The 16,632-nt window shown below is 38.1% G+C and carries 13 protein-coding genes; 6 read left to right on the forward strand and 7 right to left on the reverse strand.

Annotation, left to right across the window (positions count from 1 at the left end):
• Positions 1-20 precede the first annotated feature (20 nt).
• From ESZ26_RS09775 to ESZ26_RS09795, 5 genes are all read right to left on the reverse strand, one after another.
• Positions 21-1,235 carry an aspartate aminotransferase family protein gene (locus tag ESZ26_RS09775; RefSeq protein ID WP_146799449.1) on the reverse strand — a complete coding sequence of 405 codons (1,215 nt, stop codon included), beginning with the start codon at positions 1,233-1,235 and terminating at the stop codon, positions 21-23.
• A gap of 334 nt (positions 1,236-1,569) precedes the next feature.
• Entirely contained in the window at positions 1,570-2,715 is a 1,146-nt protein-coding gene (locus ESZ26_RS09780) for an HDOD domain-containing protein (protein WP_146799450.1), read from the reverse strand.
• Between the two features lie 106 nt (positions 2,716-2,821).
• Positions 2,822-3,406, reverse strand: coding sequence for an anthranilate synthase component II (locus ESZ26_RS09785; RefSeq protein ID WP_146799451.1), 585 nt, complete (start codon positions 3,404-3,406; stop codon positions 2,822-2,824).
• Between the two features lie 193 nt (positions 3,407-3,599).
• Positions 3,600-4,835, reverse strand: coding sequence for an alginate export family protein (locus ESZ26_RS09790; protein WP_146799452.1), 1,236 nt, complete (start codon positions 4,833-4,835; stop codon positions 3,600-3,602).
• A gap of 597 nt (positions 4,836-5,432) precedes the next feature.
• Positions 5,433-6,611, reverse strand: a complete 1,179-nt coding sequence (locus tag ESZ26_RS09795) for a YcbX family protein (RefSeq protein ID WP_146799453.1) — start codon at positions 6,609-6,611, stop codon at positions 5,433-5,435.
• A 167-nt stretch (positions 6,612-6,778) separates the two neighbouring features.
• Here ESZ26_RS09795 and mpl point away from each other — a divergent pair, with 167 nt between their 5' ends.
• From mpl to ESZ26_RS09810, 3 genes are all read left to right on the forward strand, one after another.
• A complete protein-coding gene (mpl, locus tag ESZ26_RS09800) occupies positions 6,779-8,176 on the forward strand; it encodes a UDP-N-acetylmuramate:L-alanyl-gamma-D-glutamyl-meso-diaminopimelate ligase (protein WP_146799558.1) in 1,398 nt (465 codons plus the stop codon).
• Positions 8,173-8,790: a flavin prenyltransferase UbiX gene (locus ESZ26_RS09805; protein ID WP_146799454.1), complete on the forward strand. Its 618-nt coding sequence runs from the start codon at positions 8,173-8,175 to the stop codon at positions 8,788-8,790. Before mpl ends, ESZ26_RS09805 begins: the two co-directional genes overlap by 4 nt.
• 172 nt (positions 8,791-8,962) lie before the next feature.
• Positions 8,963-9,247 carry a hypothetical protein gene (locus tag ESZ26_RS09810; RefSeq protein ID WP_146799455.1) on the forward strand — a complete coding sequence of 95 codons (285 nt, stop codon included), beginning with the start codon at positions 8,963-8,965 and terminating at the stop codon, positions 9,245-9,247.
• A 109-nt stretch (positions 9,248-9,356) separates the two neighbouring features.
• On the opposite strand, the gene ESZ26_RS09815 is transcribed toward ESZ26_RS09810, so the two are convergent.
• Together ESZ26_RS09815 and ESZ26_RS09820 are read right to left on the reverse strand one after the other, a co-directional pair.
• Positions 9,357-9,899: a DUF2780 domain-containing protein gene (locus ESZ26_RS09815; protein WP_146799456.1), complete on the reverse strand. Its 543-nt coding sequence runs from the start codon at positions 9,897-9,899 to the stop codon at positions 9,357-9,359.
• A gap of 122 nt (positions 9,900-10,021) precedes the next feature.
• Positions 10,022-10,420, reverse strand: coding sequence for a DUF1801 domain-containing protein (locus ESZ26_RS09820; protein WP_146799457.1), 399 nt, complete (start codon positions 10,418-10,420; stop codon positions 10,022-10,024).
• Positions 10,421-10,971: 551 nt separating this feature from the next.
• Between ESZ26_RS09820 and hemE the strand changes: the two genes are divergently transcribed.
• The 3 genes from hemE (at position 10,972) to ESZ26_RS09835 (ending at position 16,625) form a co-directional block, all read left to right on the forward strand.
• Entirely contained in the window at positions 10,972-12,039 is a 1,068-nt protein-coding gene (gene hemE / locus ESZ26_RS09825; protein ID WP_146799458.1) for a uroporphyrinogen decarboxylase, read from the forward strand.
• 158 nt (positions 12,040-12,197) lie between these two features.
• A complete protein-coding gene (locus ESZ26_RS09830; protein ID WP_146799459.1) occupies positions 12,198-14,765 on the forward strand; it encodes a sensor domain-containing phosphodiesterase in 2,568 nt (855 codons plus the stop codon).
• Positions 14,766-14,966: 201 nt separating this feature from the next.
• Complete coding sequence (locus tag ESZ26_RS09835; RefSeq protein WP_146799460.1) at positions 14,967-16,625, forward strand: M28 family peptidase; 1,659 nt, start codon at positions 14,967-14,969, stop codon at positions 16,623-16,625.
• Positions 16,626-16,632: the final 7 nt, after the last annotated feature.

The following is a 16,632-nucleotide window of genomic DNA, read 5'->3' on the forward strand; positions in this document are numbered from 1 at the left end:
TTAACTTAATTTAACAATGACTATTTTGCCAATTTAGCGACAGCTTTTTCAAAACGCGCTAAGCCCTCATCGATATCAGTGTCTGGAATAACTAGTGAAGGAGCAAAACGAATAATGTTTGCACCGGCAACTAAGGTCATAACACCTTCTTCTAAGGCTGCGTTTAAGAAGTCTTTTGCTTTACCTTGGTACTGCTCGGTTAATACCGCACCAATTAATAAGCCTTTACCACGGATTTCTTTAAAGACGTTGTATTTAGCATTAATTGCATTTAAACCTGCAACGTAGCGCTTTGCTTTTTCTTTTACGCCGTTTAATACTTCCGGCGTATTAACGGTATCAAATGCAGCTTCAGCTACAGCACAACCTAATGGGTTGCCGCCATAAGTACTACCATGAGTACCAATCTTAAGATGTTTAGCAAGTTCGGTTGTCGTTATCATTGCGCCGATTGGAAAACCACCGCCTAATGCTTTAGCCGTTGTTAAAATATCAGGAACAACATTTACGCCCATATAAGCATATAAATCGCCAGTACGGCCAACACCTGTTTGTACTTCATCAAAAATCAATAAAGCATTATGTTGATCACAAAGCTCACGAACACCTTCAATAAATTCTTGAGTAGGAGAAACTAAACCGCCTTCGCCTTGTAATGGTTCAATCATTACGGCACAGGTTTTATCAGACATTATTGCTTTAAGTGCTTCAAGGTCGTTGTAATCAACGTGATCAATGTCGCCTGGCTTAGGACCAAAACCATCTGAATAAGCTTTTTGTCCGCCAACAGTTACCGTGAAAAATGTACGGCCGTGAAAACCTTGGTTGAAGGCGATAATTTGTGTTTTGCCTGCACCATGAACGTCAAGCGCCCAGCGACGAGCTAATTTAAGAGCCGCTTCATTTGCTTCAGCACCCGAGTTTGCAAAGTAAACTTTGTCAGCAAAAGTATGATCAACGATTTTTTTAGCTAAACGTAAAGCCGGTTCGTTAGTCATTACATTTGATAAATGCCAAATTTTATCAGCTTGGTCTTTTAATGCGCCAACCAATGCTGGGTGACAATGGCCTAAACAGTTAACAGCAATACCACCAGCAAAATCAATGAATTCACGGTCTTGTTGATCCCAAACTCGAGAGCCTTTACCACGTACAGGGATAACCGCTGACGGCGCATAGTTAGGTACCATTACGTCATCAAATAATTTACGGTCTACAGGAAAATGGTTAGTCATTGTTTACACCTCAAGTTATTAAACACTGCTGCGCAGTGTATCTTGGCTTTACCGCTAAATAGTTTAGTAGGTAAAAACCTTATATTTGTTTATTTTTCAGCAGACAAAAAAGGGATGAAGCTAAAAATTAGGCGCTAAGTATGACAGAGAAAACAAGTACTGTCTTGCTCCAAATGACTGCAGACCTTATAAAACAAAGGCTTGCCATGTTTTATTCAGTATAGATGCATAACTATATAAAGAGAGTTTTAAGGACTTACTAACGGAATTGCTCGTTACGTCGCGAACTAGTACGTTATTAACAATGAGGGTACTTTTCATAAATAATCAAAAATTATTTAAAATTTAATTTTATGTGATCAATGTCACTTTTCTTTAATAAACTGATCTCTTGAGTGGTAATTCGTACTGACGTTAACAGCAACTTAGCTTCGTCATTGCTGATTAACTCATCTTTAGCTAAGCTTCTAAAGGCCACATAAGCTTTTGCTTTGGTGACTATTTGTGCTAACGGGCACATTTTGTCTAATGTTTCTGTGTAGGCAAGATCAAAGATAGCTTCGGTAATTCGCAACCGGTCTAGGCGCATTAATTCCACTAAATCTGCTGATATTTTGCTACTGCGTGTTATGAGCTGTTCGAGTAATAAATCTGGCGAAGCATCGAAGTTGACTAAAGTGTCATGGAGTCGCTTATCTTTATTGTCGTAGGCCGCTTTTAATTCTGCGGTGTGTAATTCACTATAAGTGGTTAAAAAGCATCGAGACACAGCAATTAGACCTAGATTACTGAACATTCCAGCAGCAAAAGCTGCAAATTCATCCATGCCCGCTTCTTTCGCTAATACCGATGAAGACATCGCAATAGCTAAACTGTTATTCCACAGTTTTCTTTTCATTAAAGGATAAGGAGCCGTGCTATTGGGCAACCAATGTTTAAGCATAAAGGTTGGCATGACTAACTTTAAATTGTCTAAGCCAATATAGCTTAACGCTAAGCTTGGGTCAGTTACCTGTACATCAGCACGTTTACGATACTGAGGTTTGTTAACCAAATTGATCAGCTCATTCGCTAACCAAGGTAATGATTTTGCTAAAGGAATTATACGTTTGATTGAAGCTGCCCTGACGGACAGTATTTCCATAATATCGGGTGCGGCATCTTCAATTTTTAATATCTTGTTGTAGAGATTTTCTTTGTTATCAAATTTTTTGTTTACGGCAGTCGTTACATGGGCAAAGAATTTAGCCATGACCTGGTCAGTAAAAAAGTTTTCGCCGTGAGCCTGAATTATTTTATTTTTTTTTGCTTCTTCTTCAACAGCAAGTAATTCCCTGCGTTGATTAGATTGTTCACTATTTTGATGGCTAGCGTCAGTGACCTTACCACTTTGCTGATCAGCAAAGCCTTTACTGATCATTAAGCTCATTGCTCTTTTGTATATTAGCGCGACTAAGTCGTTGTTTTCAAATATTTGCATGAGCTAAAATAGTATTTCCAATAAAGTTGAAGTTAAATGTTATTTATCGGCGATATACTCAAAAGTATGAATGATAACAATTGCTTTACGCTAAATTTTTGTTGTTTTATGTGAAGTTAGTGAGAAAGTTCTTCAATAACATCATGCCTTGCTCGGTTAAAATCGATTCAGGATGAAATTGTACACCTGCAATAGGCAATGTTTTATGAGTTAAAGCCATAATCTCATTGTTTTCACCGTTTTCATCAGTGCTCCAGGCCGTGACTTCGAGGCAATCAGGTAACGTGTCTTTATTAACAATTAATGAATGATAGCGAGTCACTGTTAATGGGTTATTTAATTGATGGAATAAGCCACTTTCGTTATGCTTTATTTTGCTTGTTTTTCCGTGCATCACGCTAAGTGCCTTTTCAATACTTGCACCAAAGTGTTGTGCAATACATTGGTGACCTAAACAAACACCGAGGATCGGCACTTTACCAGCAAAATGTTTAACGATCTCTAATGACAATCCCGCTTCATTTGGAGAGCATGGCCCTGGAGAAATAACAATATACTGAGGTGATAGTACCCTAATTTCAGCTAAAGTTATTTGGTCATTTCGCGCAACCACGACCTCTTGCCCTAATGCTTGGAAATAATGTACTAAATTAAAAGTAAAAGAGTCGTAATTGTCGAGCATTAATAACAAAATAGTCCCTTGGGTAGGAAGATCATAAACGCGGCTATTCTAATCGCTCATCATAGACAATTCATTATATATTTCTACTTTGGTGCTTTGCTCTTGTTTTTGCTGGTTTTTTAATAGTATAGGACATCTTTTACATAAAAAAGGCTGATACTTACGTAACAGCCTTTAAATCACGACATGTGAAGCTTAAGTTTTAGAACTTAGTCGCAACCTGTATCCATAGTTTGCTGGTATCTGTACTCAATTGATCAGCACTGTAACGGGCAAATTTTACCAGTAAGTTGTAATTTTTCTTAAAAGTATATGCTGCAACAAGATCTAACTCTGTACCATAATCTATAGTACCTTCATTTGACGCTAGGTCATGAAATGTTGCGGCTAACTTAACACCGGCCAATTTTGTTTTAACGGTAATATAAGTATCTTCAACACCATTTTTCATGCCAGTGCTGCTGCCAGTGTTTAAGAATTTATCTGAAAAACCTTGGAATTTATGTAAGGTAGCAAAAGGTGTGCTAAATGCGGCTTTACCTTCATCGCTGCCTAAAACCTCTAAGCCCGCTAATAGCGTAAAATCACCTAAATCAGTCGCTATTTCAGCATTGTAGTAGTTAGCATCGTAACTTACGGCATTATCGCCTGCGTCACTTTGTGTTGCCGCACTCAAGTTAACAGTTACAGCGCCAAATTTACCGTGGTAAAGTGCCCCGTAAGTGCTTGAAGACATTGCATGTGCGATATCAAAATCTAAGACGTAAGCAAATGCTGAAATTTTGTGTGCGCTATTAATTTTGTAGGCAGCATTCGCAAAATGGAAAGCACCTGAAAGGTCATCACCTTTTTTGTCATCACCAAAAATACGGTTGGCATTATAGATATAGCTGTAATCAAGAGAAAGTGCATCGTTTGCAACATATTCAATACGGTAGCCGTCATAGGTTTGTTCATTTTGACGCCAGCCGACCCCACCAATAAAACGCTGATTATTGTGTAAAATACGTTGACGACCAGCCGTTAATTTAACTTTGCCAGTATTGTATTGTAGAAAAGCTTGGTTAACATCGGTTATTTCAGGGTCAGCAACAACCGCATCACTGCCAGAATAATCAAAGGTTAGGTCGTTATAATCATCAACAAGCGCTGTTACGTTATCAACTTCAAGGCCTAACGACCAGTTTTTGTAATCGCCGGTTTGTAGCGTTATACGAGACTTTACTGTTAACGCGGTTGCGTCTTTATCTGCGGCGCCATTGACGCCGTCTTCATCAACTCCTTCATAGCGAGCGCGCAAGCTAATATTTACTTTGCTGTCTGCAAGTGCTTTTTTTATACCTGAATTGAATGCTGCATCGTCCGCCATTGCAAAAGGGGCAGAGATAATAGCGCTGGCAATTAAAGCGAGTGATAATTTTGTTTTAGTGAACGTCATTATGTATATCCTATATATTTTATGTATGTATTTTGTGGCTCAACACTCGCTATTGTGATCAGGTAAATCAGTAAAACTGAGTGGAGTAGTTAGTGTGGTTAAATTTTTTTTATTTCTTAAGAAATAATTGATGGGCTGATTTTGTCACTTTGCCAAAGTGCAAAGTTTGATTTATATCAAGTTGTTATTTTGTCTAATGCTACAGCTGTTTTATTGTTGATTTACATCAAACATTGGCGTGATAGTGCTAGAGAAGAATGAAAAGTGGAATGATAAAAGGCTAGCAATATTGTGGGTGAAATATGTAGGGCGACTTCTTACGATTCAATCATCACGGAGCTAAAATAAAGCATGTTCATACAATATTAGTGACAAAAAAGGGTAGCAGCTAGCTGCAGATACACTGGCTCACTTGAGTTATTTTACGACTTAATCATCATGGTGCTTAGTAAAACATGGTGAGCCATAGATGTTTGGTTATGCAAAGTGCTAGTAGATAAAAATTACGCAGCACAAACTATAGCTACTTTTAGTCACTTTGCGATGGATGTATTCAAGGTTTAGGTCGTCGTGTCTTTTAAATAAGATCGTTGCTGATTATTTTTTTGCTAACACTAAGTCTGATTGTGGCACTGAGCTACAAGCTAAAACAAAGCCTTGCTCTTTTTCGTCGTCACTTAAACCGTCGTTAGCTAATTGTTTAACATCACCATCGATAAGTTTTATTTTACAACGACCACACATGCCGCCACGACATGAATAGGGTAGTAGCATTCCTGCCGCCTCACCTTGTTCTAAAATAGAGTCTTTTGTGTTGCCAATAACGTTTTTGTTCCATGACTCAAAGCTTAAATTAACTTTTCCTTTACGCATTTTTTTGGGCTCCTTGTTAGCACTTACCTCGGCGGTAGCTTTTTTGTTAGCGGCTGTTTTTGTCGGTTTGGTAATAAATATCGGCGGAGCTTGTTTCTTTAAAATAACAATTTCATCACCTTGCGTAATGCTCCCTTGATTAAGCGCAATTAAGTTTTGCCCAAACATCACATCACCACTGGCCACTTGTCGGTAGTTTATTAAGGTTGTTAGTGGTTCTTGTTGAGGATGATTTTCGGCATTAATAGGGTTTACTGTGGTGAAAATGCAACGTGAACAAGGCTTGGTTACTTCAAATTCAACCTCGCCAATACGAATATGCTGCCAAGTATCTTCGGCGTAGGCATCGCAAAGGTTAGCGACAATATTAGGTCTAAATTGTCTCATGGTAATCGCAGGGATTGCTTGTTGAGTCAGCCGGTTATTTAAATCATCGAGTGAGGCTTGAGAGGTAAGCAATAGAGGATAACCGTCAGCAAAGGCGATTTTCTTATGACTTTTACTGACTAAACGCTGTGATTTGTTACCAAAATAAACAAGCTGGCAAGGTTTTTTAAGATATTGGCTGAACCATAAATCAAAATTCTGATGACCATATTGTGCTTGTATATCATCTTGCCATACCGTTACTTTTTTATAGATGGGTGACAATTCTTGATAAAGTACCTGCAGTGCTGGCATATCTGGAGCGGTTAATATTAAGCCCTGTGCAGATAAATTAACCTTGATAAGGCAAAGTGTTGGCTCAGTGCGAGCAGTTATAAATTGGCCACTATCATCTGTTATGACAAAACGTCGGTCAAGGCTCAAGCCCAAATCATCAACCCAACTAGTCGATAAGGAAATACCAGCAGCTGATTTAATAGGGTAAATATGAAGTGATTGTAGTGAAGGTGATCGCACGTCGCATCCTTTAATTTAATATGGCTATGCATACTTACTAAATTAACAAGGCATTGCAATGCCTTTTTACTTTCTTATCAGGTATATTATCAGAGATTATTTTGATCTTATTTCTCTTACTGGTTGCCACAGCAATGCCAAGGCAACCGAGCTTTAACGGACATTACATGCATATTCACATTTTAGGTATTTGCGGTACATTTATGGGTGGCATCGCCGCTATTGCAAAACAGCTGGGTCATCGTGTTTCTGGTTGCGATGCTAATGTTTACCCACCAATGAGCACACAACTTGAACAATTAGGTATTGAGTTAAAACAAGGCTATTTAACAGAACATTTAAAAGATGAGCCTGATTTAGTAATTGTTGGCAACGCCATGTCACGCGGCAATGCTATGGTTGAATACGTACTCGATAGAAATATCGCCTATACGTCTGGCCCGCAGTGGTTATTAGATAATGTTTTAAAAGACCGTTGGGTTATTGCTATTTCGGGCACTCATGGCAAAACGACCACCAGCTCTATGGTGGCGTGGATTCTAGAGTATGCCCATATGAAACCAGGTTTCTTAATTGGTGGTGTACCACAAAATTTCGATTGTTCTGCACGTTTAGGTGACGCCCCCTTTTTTATTATTGAAGCCGATGAATACGATACCGCCTTTTTTGATAAGCGCTCTAAGTTTGTTCATTATCGTCCGCGTACCTTAGTGATTAATAACATGGAGTTTGATCACGCTGATATTTTTAATGACTTGTCTGATATACAGCGCCAATTTCATCATCTTATTCGCATGGTGCCAAGTAACGGCCTAGTGTTGTCACCGAAAAATGAATCTGCCATTACTGAAACTTTAGCGCAAGGTTGTTGGACACCAACCGAATTTAGTGTCGACCATGAATTTAGTAAAGCCGGCTGGTATGCGAAAAAAATTATTGGCGATGGTAGTGAGTTTATTGTCTACTTTAAGGATGAAATACAAGGCACCGTAAAATGGAATTTAATTGGTGATTTTAATATCGATAACGGTTTAATGGCTATTGCCGCGGCTCGACATGCCGGCGTTCCTAGCCATGTTGCTATTGATGCACTGGCTGAGTTTATTAATACCAAAAGGCGTCTAGAACTGCGTGGTGAAGTAGGGAAAGTGCGTGTATTTGATGATTTTGCCCATCATCCTACCGCTATTGCTAAAACGTTAGCGGGTGTTCGAGCGAATGTAAGTGCTAACGGTGAAGGCGATCAATCATGTCGCGTAATCGCGGTATTAGAACCGAGATCAAATACCATGAAATCAGGTGTTCATAAAGACACCCTTGCCGCATCATTAGCCCAAGCAGACGTTGTCTATTTATTTCAAGACGAGCAAGTGCAATGGTCGGTAAATACCCTGATTAAAGACTGCCAACAGCCGTGTTTTGTTGAGACAGATATAGATGTTTTAGTGAGCCATATCGTTAATAACTCACAAGCAGACGATACTATCGTCGTGATGAGTAACGGTGGCTTTGGCAATATTCACCAAAAAATATTAGATCAATTAGCAAAGAAAGGATCGTTATGAACGAGTTTCGAGAAAAAATTACTGTCGCAATTACCGGCGCATCTGGTGCTCCCTATGCATTAAGATTAATCGAATGTTTAGTCGCGGCTAATGTACAAGTTTATGTTTTATGTTCAAGCGCAGCACGTGTTGTTCTTGACACAGAAGTTGGCGTTAAAATACCGGGCTCTCCTGATGGCGCCACACAATTTCTCAGTGAAAAATTTAAAGCAAAGCCGTCACAAATCACAGTCTTTGGCAAAGAGCAATGGTTCTCACCCGTGGCTTCAGGCTCTGCTGCCCCTAAAAAAATGATTGTTTGTCCTTGTTCAACCGGCACATTAGCCGCTATTACCTTAGGTATGAGTGACAACTTGATTGAGCGTGCTGCGGATGTTGTTATTAAAGAAAGAGGTCAGTTGATTTTAGTGGTACGAGAATCACCTTTTTCTACCATACACTTACAAAATATGCTGACGCTCTCACAAATGGGCGTTACTGTAATGCCAGCGGCACCTGGCTTTTATCATCATCCGAAGTCGATTAATGATTTAATTGATTTTATGGTGGGTAGAATGTTGGATCATTTAGGTATTGAACAAACGATTATTCCGCGCTGGGGTTATCAGCTTTAATTTTTGCTTGTGGTGTTTGGCTTTTATTCTCTGTTTTACAATGGTCAATCAACTCTTTGCGGTGAATATCGCAAAGAGTTGATTGACCATTAATAATGATTTTTTGTCGACCATTGCTCATTGACACCGAGCCACAAGAGAATAAAAAAAAGTATCAGTGTAAAAAATATCATTGTTTTCATATTTATTGCTAAAGGTAAAAGCTGCTGAGCTTGTTGAAATTCATTTGTTGGAAGAAGTCTTTATAAATGATGCTGTTAATTCAAAAGGTGCTTGGGCTTTGGGAGATTTTATTCAAGGGGGACCATTTGAACAACTTCAAAAGTCTTTTCCTGACGATGCCTATGAAAGTAATTATGGAATCGAAATACCGTCGGTAGGGTATTCGTTATTCTTGCTCTTTGATGATTATAATAAGGGAAAACCGTTATATGAAGCGGTAATTAGCGTATATTAATTACAATTTACAATGCGTCGTTAAAATCATTATTCGCTAACTTCACTGAGGTTATATTTTAGTAAACTCAGTGAAATTAGCTACAGCGACTAATCGCTAATATATCAAATTACCCGAGTAACTTGCCTAAACCTTGTGTTAATACTTGTTTTGCGTCTTGCCCTTGTGCAGTGTCTAAGTAGCTTTGAGCACTAGAAACAAAGCTGCTGATCATTTCTGGATCTAAACCTAATGCTTCAAATTGCTTTTTTATATCATTAATAGACTTTAATGAATCGCTGTATTGTGAAGCTTTGTCAAGTAAACCGCTTAAGCCTTTGCCTGAGCTAAGTTCGCTAATATCAGGCATTTGACTAACAAGTCCATCGACACCCGGTAATGATTTAGCTAACTGGCCAAACTGCTCTGTTGAAACATTACTTTTTACATAATTAAAAATAGCACCCATACCGCCAGCTGCTTGTTCAGTATTAACATTTAATGAACTTGTTAATTGCTCAACTAAACCTGCAGTGCTTGGCAATGTTACGCTTTGCTCTTTAACTTCGCCCATTCCAACAAAGCTTTTTAAGCTATCAAACCAGCTGCTTTCTTGTGCTATAGCCGAGCTGCTTAATGTTGAAATAGTTAATAAAATGATAATTTTTTTCATGGGGGATTTCCGTAATGATTAAAAGTTATGAGTAAATTAGCTCAAGTGTACGACATTTTACAGCTTAATAGGAGTAAACGTGTCGGTTAAATTACCAGTAATTAAAAGCTAAACGAGAGATTTTAGATGTTTTTGCAAGGGTATTTATGCTGCATAGTGGTTACCGATAACCTAATAATCTCTTCTAAAACATCGATATTAATATCTGCTAATTTATTAATATATAAACATGACTTGCCAAGCGTATACTTTCCTAGTTTTTCTAATAAAGCTGAGCATTGAGAAAAACCTGGCATGATATAGACGACTAAATTTTGTTTTCTAGGAGAGAATGCTATTACCGATGAATGACCTTTGCGGCCACTATCATATCTGTAATGGTATTGACCAAAACCTATCAGGCTACCGTTTAAGTAAGGTGTATACCCTGATGATTTTTCTAAAAGATTCAGCAAGGTAATCGAATCGGATTTCCGATTTTTATTGTCCAGACCTAAAATAAACCCCATGACCTGATTCATTGTACGACTCCTTAATTATCGACATGCTAATGGCTTTACTTTAAAGGTTGGTAAATACTTTCTTTAATATAAAAGAATGTTCATTAAATAATATAGACAAGAATTATTGATAATATTTTTTACCGGCATTTATTTATAATAATGATAATATTATTAACTCAATGTTTTTCTTTAGGCAATAAAAAAGCCTTACAAAGTGTAAGGCTTGAATTGCTCGCTGTAGGTCTAGTTTATACTAGCTTCTTTTTAGTTATTTCTTTTATTATTATTATTTTTATTTGTGTACTTCTTTAACGCGGGGCAATTTATAACAAAGCGAAAAAGCTAACGCAACAACTTTAATAGAGCATTTATACCACGATTTTTTTCGTATAAAGTAACTTTTGTTACAATTAATTACACTTATTGAAATTAAGTGATTGATTAATATTCGCTTATTATTTTTATGTTATAAATAGACCTAATTATTACACTAAGGAATTGATTTAGAACATAGACCAAAAAAATTGCTAATGATAGAATGCGCGCACATAAAAATGGGAAAACACTTCATGACTGAATTAAAAAACGATACTTACTTACGCGCGCTTTTGCGTCAGCCTGTAGATTACACTCCAGTATGGATGATGAGACAAGCAGGGCGTTACTTACCTGAATACCGTGAAGTTCGCAAAAACGCTGGCGATTTTATGTCGGTATGTCGCGATGCTGATCTTGCATGTGAAGTTACCATTCAGCCATTACGTCGCTTTCCACTTGATGCTGCCATTTTATTTAGTGATATTTTAACCATCCCTGACGCTATGGGATTAGGTTTGTACTTCGAAACTGGAGAAGGACCTAAATTTGAACGTCCTATTACTTGTAAAGCCGACGTAGAAAAAATTGGCATACCCGATCCTGAAGTCGAATTACAATATGTAATGAATGCCGTACGTACTATCCGCAAAGAATTAAAGGGTGAAGTACCACTGATTGGTTTTTCAGGTAGTCCATGGACATTAGCGACTTACATGATTGAAGGCGGTAGTTCAAAAGCCTTTACCAAAATCAAAAAAATGATGTTTGCTGAGCCAAAAACATTACACCTGTTATTAGATAAGTTAGCGGATTCAGTTATTTCTTATTTGAATGCACAAATTGCTGCCGGTGCACAATCTGTTATGGTCTTTGATACATGGGGCGGCGTTTTGTCGCCACGTGATTATAACGATTTTTCATTACAGTATATGGCAAAAATTGTTGATGGTTTAACCCGTCACAATGATGGTCGTAAAGTGCCAGTCACATTATTTACTAAAAATGGTGGTATGTGGTTAGAGTCTATCGCGGCAACTGGTTGTGATGCCGTGGCGCTTGATTGGACCATAGATATTGAAAATGCCAAAGCACGTATTGGTGATAAAGTGGCTTTACAGGGTAACATGGACCCTTCAATGCTTTACGCACCATTACCTCGTATTGAGCAAGAAGTTGATAAAATTCTTGCTGGCTTTGGTGATGGTGGTACAGGACATGTCTTTAATTTAGGCCATGGTATTCACCCCGATGTGAACCCAGAACATGCCGGCCACTTTATAAAATCAGTACACCGTTTAAGTAAACCGTATCATAAGTAATATATTTATCTTTAAGTAATAAATTATAAAGGGGCCTTGTGCTCCTTTATAATAATGAGCTAACTAATTATGAATATTTTCTTTCATCTAGTGGATATTTTGCTTAAATATCGTCATTATATAGAGTAAATCTATTACTCCCATTTCAAATGTATTGTATGACAGACCCTTTAAATAACGACCTTAATAAGCTCAACGAGAGCGATAGCTTGTTAGCACAAGAAGCCATTTCTTTGCTGAGCAAATATCGTAAGCTCGAAGATCGTTATACCGCACTCTTTAAGCTGAACCAGTTATCCCATGACTGTGCAGATTTAAGTATGTTTTATGGTCAAGTTCACCAATCCATTGCATCAGTGATGAGAGCTGAAAATTTTTATATTGCTCTTTATGATCAAACCCTATCAACGTTAGAGTTTGTTTATGATGTTGATGAAAAAGATGATTATCCATTAGGTAAGTCACCCCTTGAAGCGTTTGCAGGTTCTATGACCTGTTATGTTATTGAAACGGCTAAACCGTTATTAGCGACGCCTGAGATTGTTAGTGAATTAGAGGCTAACAATTCCATTAAACGTCTGGGCTCTGATAGTACTGACTGGCTTGGCGTACCCTTGCTTAATGATGGTGTTGTTATTGGCGTTATGGCAGTACAAAGTTACTCTAAAGAACTCCGCTACCAACTGGACGACCTCGAATTAATGGAATTCACCGCTCAGCATATTGTTACCGCTATGACTCGCTTACACGACCATGAGCGTTTACAAAATGCGGTAAATTCACGCACTCGTGAATTGATGAAGCAAATTAGAGAACGAGAAAAATCAGAATTATTACAAGAGTCACTTTTTAAAATATCAGAATTAACCAATGATGCTACACTGCATATTGATGAATTTTACTCTATGGTCCATAACATTGTTGGCCAGTTAATCAATGCGCAAAATTTTTATATTACTAAATATGATCAACATTCCAAAACGCTATCTTTTGTTTATTATTTAGATCAAAACTCTACCAATGTGGCAGTCGATTCTCAGTCAAGAACATTAGGGAATGGCTTTACCGAATATATTATTCGTACCGGTGAAAGCCAATTACTTACTTACCCGCAAATGTATGCTTTATATGAACAAGGACAGGCAACAGAGCCGCAAAAAGAAACTAAGTCTTGGTTGGGGGTGCCATTAATACATTCAGGTGTTGTACTTGGGGCAATGGTCTTACAAAGTTATAATTTAGCAACAACCTTTACCGAGCAAGATGCCGAGCTATTAAAATTCGTCTCGCAGCATGTCGCATCAGCGATTAACAGGCGTGATATATTAGAAGTTGAACGACAGTCTCATATTCTCCTAGAACAGCAAGTTAAACTGCGCACGGTAGCACTAGAAGACGAAATCAAGCAAAGAAAACAAGCGGAAGAGAAGTTACAACATACCGCTTCACACGATATTTTAACTGGTTTACCTAACCGGACTTTGTTTATTAATTTATTGAACCATGCCATTGCTTGTCATAAACGAAAAGCAGAAATGAAATTTGCCGTGTTGTTTTTAGATCTTGACCGTTTCAAAGTTGTTAATGATAGCTTAGGACATCATGCCGGTGATCTACTCTTACAAGAAATAGCTAATGAGTTAAAAGTACTGGTCAGAAATAAAGACACTGTTGCTCGATTAGGTGGAGATGAATTTGTTATTTTAATTGAAGATCTCGAATCTAATAGTGAAGCTTATGATATAGCGCAACGAATTACCGATTTTTTAGCAACCCCCTTTACTATCGAAAATCAAAGTATTTTTATCGGCACAAGTATTGGTGTGTTATTTAATGATGAACGTTATGACAGTGCTGATATTATGCTCAGAGATGCTGATACCGCTATGTATTATGCAAAAGATAAAGGTAAGGGGCGTTATGAAGTTTTCGACTCTAGCATGCAGAAAAAAGTGCAACATGCCTTGGAATTGGAAGCAGATATCCGTGACGGCATAGCCAATAGTGAATTTTCCCCTTACTTTCAACCTATTGTTGATTTAAAAACTGAAGCTGTTGTTGGTTTTGAGGCGTTGGCTCGTTGGCAGAGCACAAAACGTGGCTTTGTTTATCCTGATGATTTTATTCCGCTGGCCGAAGAAACTAATTTAGTGATGGCGATTGACTTTCTTATTCTGGAAAAATCTTGTTTACAGTTAAAACAATGGGAAAAAAGTTGTGGCCGTAACGACTTATACGTGAGCTGTAATCTCTACGGTAATCACTTTTTTAGTGCAACGTTGCCCGCAGATATTGAAGAAATAATTCAACGTGTGGGGATTAAACCCAGCCAACTCAGGGTGGAATTAACTGAACGTGCTTTATTAGAGAATAGTGATTTAGTACTAGAAAATATGAATGCCTTAAAAGTGCTAGGCGTGAAAATTTTGCTTGACGATTTCGGTACCGGTTATTCAAGTCTCAGTTACTTACATCGTTTTCCTATTGATGTGCTGAAAATTGACCGCTCATTTATTAATAATGTGCATGAACATGATAATCACCAAGCAATTATAAAAACAATTATAGATTTAGCCACTAATTTAAATATGGGTACTGTTGGTGAAGGTATTGAAAACTTAGCCGATGCCGAACTGCTCACTGCAATGGCGTGTCGGTATGGTCAAGGCTATTATTATGCTAAGCCGATGGCTGCTGTTGATACCGAGAAATACTTACTCAAGTAGCTTTACGAAAGTATAAGTAAAATAACGATATTTTATCAGCATAAACGCCACTTTTATCTATAACTTGTCAGGTTTAATTGCCATTAGCGCTAACCAATAACTTTGTCTCTTACTAGCGTTTTATTTTTACAATCATTATAGTGATATCCGATACAAATCCACCGATCTAAAAAAAACTTAATCAATAATATGAAGAAACCAATGAAATTTAAATTAATAGCCAGTGTAAGTTTATTAACTATCGCGTTCTTATCTGCGTGTGGACAAAGCGAGAAAGCAACAACAGCTGTGGCTGGAAAAACACCACAAGTCAATGAAAACAATATTCGAGCTCACATAGAATTTTTAGCCGACGATACTTTGTTAGGCAGAGATACCGGCAGCGATGGTTACCAAATTGCGGCTAATTACGTAAAGTCATACTTTAAGCAATTAGGTTTAACGCCTATGGGGGAGCAAGCAGGTTTTGAGCAGCAAGTTACCTTTCGTAAAGCGTTTCTTGAAGAAAACAGTGCTAAGTTTTCGGTAATCAATAGCGATGGTGAAGTTGCGCTCACATTTAAAGATGCGTTTATTATGTCGGGTGACAGTGTAGCGACAGAGTCGGCTATAACAGCGGAAACGGTTTTCGTTGGTTACGGCGTTGTTTCTGAAGACTTTGGTTATAACGACTATAAAGATATTGATGTTGATGGAAAAGTTGTTGTCGTATTAACAGGCCGTCCAGACGATTTACCTTCAGAAGAAGGCGCTCATATTGGCTCTGGTAGTGAAAAAATAAAAAATGCTGTTAAAAATGGTGCTGTTGGTTTTATTACTATTCATACGCCAAAACGCGATGCAGTGCGTACCTTTACTAAAACGGCTAGTTATGCCGATGCACCACGTCTTAACTGGTTGGATAAAGACGGTATGCCTTTTGGTAAATCTCCTGAGTTGAAAGCTGGTGCTTATATCAGTGCCGAGTCTGCAGCGGCTTTATTTGTTGGTGCTGAACGAACGTTAGCAGATATACTTAGCGACGATACAAACAATGTTGCCATTAAAGGTTTTGCATTAAAATCAACGGTTGAAATGGCCAGTAAAAGTCGTCATGAAGAGATTACTAGCCCTAATATCATTGCTGCTATTGAAGGAAGCGATCCAATATTAAAAGATGAGTATGTTGTTTTTAGTGCACATCTTGATCATATCGGTCTTAGTAGCCATGGCGATGAAGAAGATAAAATCAATAATGGTGCGCTTGATAACGCCTCAGGTGTTGCAATACTATTAGAAACTGCGCGTTTGTTATCAGCTATGCCTGAACAGCCAAAGCGTTCTATTTTGTTCGTGGTGGTAACGGCTGAAGAAAAAGGCTTGTTAGGGTCTAGTTACTTTGCAACAAATCCAACGGTACCTGCCTCGCAAATGGTCGCCAATGTTAATTTAGATATGCCATTAATTTTATACCCGTTTGCCGATATTATTGCTTTTGGTTCTACACACTCAAGTCTAGGTCCTATTGTTGCGAGTGCCGCAGAAAAAATTAACTTATCGTTAAGTGACGATCCTATGCCAGAGCAAGCGTTATTTACCCGCAGTGATCATTACAGCTTTGTAAAGGCGGGTATTCCATCGGTATTCTTAATGACGGGCTTTAAATCTAAGGACCCTGAAATAGATGGTGGTGCGGTATTTGGTGATTTCCTTAAAAATCACTATCATCAGCACAGCGATGAAATAAGCTTACCTATTCGTTACGATGCCGCGGCAAGTTTTGCCGAAGTGAATATGATGATAGGCTTAGAAATTGCTAACGGTGATAAGCGTCCAACATGGAACCAAGGTGATTTTTTTGGAAAAACTTTCGCTCAGTAAAACACCT

Source organism: Colwellia hornerae (assembly GCF_007954355.1).
GTDB classification, from domain to species: domain Bacteria; phylum Pseudomonadota; class Gammaproteobacteria; order Enterobacterales; family Alteromonadaceae; genus Colwellia_A; species Colwellia_A hornerae.